The sequence below is a fragment of the Rickettsia sp. TH2014 genome, from assembly GCF_019249195.1.
GTDB lineage: Bacteria > Pseudomonadota > Alphaproteobacteria > Rickettsiales > Rickettsiaceae > Rickettsia > Rickettsia felis.
Genome location: NZ_MXAX01000066.1, coordinates 1 through 3,128 on the forward strand (window position 1 = coordinate 1; position 3,128 = coordinate 3,128).

Consider the following 3,128-nt stretch of genomic DNA (forward strand, 5'->3'; position numbering starts at 1 on the left):
AACTACCATCTGCACTAAATAGTACATTACTAGTAAGCATGCTACTCGCTGTAACATTAGCTCCGGCATTAGCTACCTCTATAGTCTGAGCATTTGCTGCAGGAATGCTACTCGCTCCAGCCCCACTAAACTTTAGCTTAGTAAGCATATTAGTAGCACCAATAGTGCCAGTAACAGTACCTGCACCTAAAAACTCTAATGTCCCTGCGGAAGAAGTACTACTATCAACGTTACCTGTAATAGTCTTATCATCTGCTAAGGTAACAGTCCCATTATTACCCGCGAAATCTATATTACCTGTTATTCCGCCCTTTGATATTAAAGTGCCGTTACTGCTAAAGCTTACCGCAGATGTTAGTAAAGCTGTTGCTGTAATTGGACCAATACCGCCAATATCCACATTACCTGCATATAGTGCTCCTATACTTGCAGCTGCACCTTGATTAAAGTTTACTTGCTTTAGTTTTTTATCAGCAGCTCCTACTGCCCCTACGTCACCAGCTCCTATCGTAATAGTACCTGTATTATCTGTGCTAGTTGTAATACTGCCATTGACTCCCTTATCTGCTACTAAACTACCATCTGCACTAAATAGTACATTACCTTCTAATAGATTATATGCTGTAAATGTTCTATCTGACGTTCCACTATTAGTTAGTACTAGCGTTGCATTACTACCACCAAAATTAATAGCAGCATTATTATCTAATAAATCTATGTCACTCTCTACTGCATCAATAGTAAAACTCTTATCGTCTGCTATATTTATGGTGTTTATAGTTAAAACACTCGGCATATAAGTTGTAACATTGTTATTTACATTTAATATTGCATTAGCGACATTAGATACCGAGCTAGGATTAAATATTGTGTTATCTCCGCTTAAGATTAATGTCCCTGAATCACCGAAATCAAAACTAGGTGTTAAATTCATGTCAGATCCCGATAACGTCAATGACTTATCTGGTGCAATGATGAATGTATTGTTATCAACCCTAGTAATACCACTACTTGTTAGTGTTACATTTTCATTGATAATAATTTTTCTTCTCCCGCCATTAGATTGGCCAAAAATACTATCAATAGTAACAGGAGCATTTATGATTAATGTTGATGAGTAATAAAATCCTATGTTAGATAATCCGCTATAATCATTAGCTTGTGGATTATCATCTACACCGGCCGCTCCTGAGAGAGTTACTTTTTCACCGCCTCCATAAATATTCAATGTTTTAAGCTGAGAATTGCCTGCTATTGACCCTATGGTTAATTCGATACCACCGGATGAATATCGCCCTAGTGCAGTCATATTATTATCAAGCCGTATAGCACCTATTGTTCTTGATGCGTTCGCGGTAAGTGATATATTATCCGCTCCAACTACTACAGTATTGCCGTCTGCAAATGGTGGATTCCAATTTGTCGTCGTATCCGATAATGATGCATCTCCGGTCATGGTACTAATACCGGCTGCAAAAGATAAACTTGATGTTGTGAGTAGATGGATTGCCCATATTAATTTCTTAAGCATGTATCTATATCCTTAAATTATTATGAATCTGTACGGTATTACATCTCTGAGAGAAATTGACTTATCTCTCCAGTAAAAACAACCTCATTATTCTCAGAACTATATGACCAAGATAGAGAATTATAACCACTATTCTTCCATGTTAATTGCTCTTTCTCATTATCATAGCTACCTGCTGTGACCCACGTTATACTTGGTGCTTCTCCATCAGATTTATGTAGTTCTAATGCTGTTGTTTGTCCTACTATTCCCTGATCTAATAAGATTGCTTGATCTTTAAAACTATAACTACTATTTTGTAACCCGTTGTCTAATAATGCCTGTAATGGTTTTAAATTAGTTACTTTACAATTATTAGCTTCTATATTTGATAAGTTCACTGTCGATGAAACAAAGTTAATACTATCCAAAATAGTATTACTAACCTGTAATGTTTTTATATTAGTTAATGTTGATAAAGATGTGAAACCATCTGTCTCTGTAAGACTTAAATTAGATATGTCTAATCCTTCTAAATTTATAGGCAAGCTACTTATACTACTGGTAGTTAGATACTTTGCACTTAAGGTTTTGAGTTTCGTACATGATTTTAATGGATCTAAATTATCTATAATATTATAGCTTATTATTAATTCTTCTAGGTTTGTTGCGTATTCTAATCCTGTTAAATCTTTTACCCCTTGATCAAAAACATTAATATTAGTTATGCTTGCCATCTCTTCTTGTGTTATAGATTCTGTATCATTTTTCTTCAATATTCTATGAATCATCCTACTTAGCTTCTTATCTAGTATACTGACTAGATTATCAACTTCTTCCATAAACCCTACTTATATTTTATATTCACAAACCATTTAGTGTGGTGCACTAATAAACTGTGAGAGTAAATAATTTATTATATTTTTAATATAGGATGAATTACTAATTACACAAAAATATCACGCTCTTAACGGCTTTGTTCGGAAGGGTATCAGAATGCATTCCGCTAACGATTATTTATCACCAGTAAAATACGAAGAAATACAAAATTGTGCTTAAACAACTGTCCGGAAAAGTGTTGACAGAACAGATACCAAGAGTATACTTAAAGGTATTAACACTGAAGACACAAGTGCAAAGAATATGATAATGATAAATGAGTTAAGTGATATAACGACAGGTTGTCTTAAGAAGCTACAAGCAATTAGACAAGATTTAACATCTGCGTACATAGTAAGTCAGCATATTATCATTAATGAGGATGATAAATATGAATTTAAGTCTGAAAAGGAAGTAAGGGCAGAAAATAAACAACACTTAGATCTTGATAAGGCACAGAGGGAGGAAGAAAAATATTAAAAGATATTCTTGAAACCATATCTTTCCAGAAAACAGTTAAGGACAAGGAGCAGCATAATCAGAAATCAGCTTTAAAAACCGATACATCAAAAAGTACGAAAATATTTTTGTTAAAATAAAGAATTTAATAAAAAAACTAATTAGTCGTTTATATCCTAAAGAAAAGGAAATAACTGTATCTTCAGAAACCAGCAATAACCATGTAGACCTAATGGAGCAAAACATAAAATATATGGTCATGCCTCCATATTGCAGTTAT

The 3,128-nt window shown here is 33.8% G+C and carries 3 protein-coding genes; 1 reads left to right on the forward strand and 2 read right to left on the reverse strand.

Annotation, left to right across the window (positions count from 1 at the left end; genetic code table 11):
- Together KYQ89_RS00965 and KYQ89_RS00970 are read right to left on the reverse strand one after the other, a co-directional pair.
- The coding region (locus KYQ89_RS00965) for a beta strand repeat-containing protein (protein ID WP_218459968.1) at positions 1–1,531 on the reverse strand (1,531 nt) is incomplete at its 3' end.
- Positions 1,532–1,569: 38 nt separating this feature from the next.
- Positions 1,570–2,352, reverse strand: a complete 783-nt coding sequence (locus KYQ89_RS00970) for a hypothetical protein (protein WP_218459969.1) — start codon at positions 2,350–2,352, stop codon at positions 1,570–1,572.
- 307 nt (positions 2,353–2,659) lie between these two features.
- Here KYQ89_RS00970 and KYQ89_RS07560 point away from each other — a divergent pair, with 307 nt between their 5' ends.
- Positions 2,660–2,869 carry a hypothetical protein gene (locus tag KYQ89_RS07560; RefSeq protein ID WP_256621171.1) on the forward strand — a complete coding sequence of 70 codons (210 nt, stop codon included), beginning with the start codon at positions 2,660–2,662 and terminating at the stop codon, positions 2,867–2,869.
- The last annotated feature ends 259 nt before the right edge of the window (positions 2,870–3,128 follow it).

Bases quoted from the DNA above. Each gene is read 5' to 3' on its own strand.
- KYQ89_RS00970 (WP_218459969.1), bottom strand. From the start codon at position 2,352: ATGGAAGAAGTTGATAATCTAGTCAGTATACTAGATAAGAAGCTAAGT.
- KYQ89_RS07560 (WP_256621171.1), top strand. From the start codon at position 2,660: ATGATAAATGAGTTAAGTGATATAACGACAGGTTGTCTTAAGAAGCTA.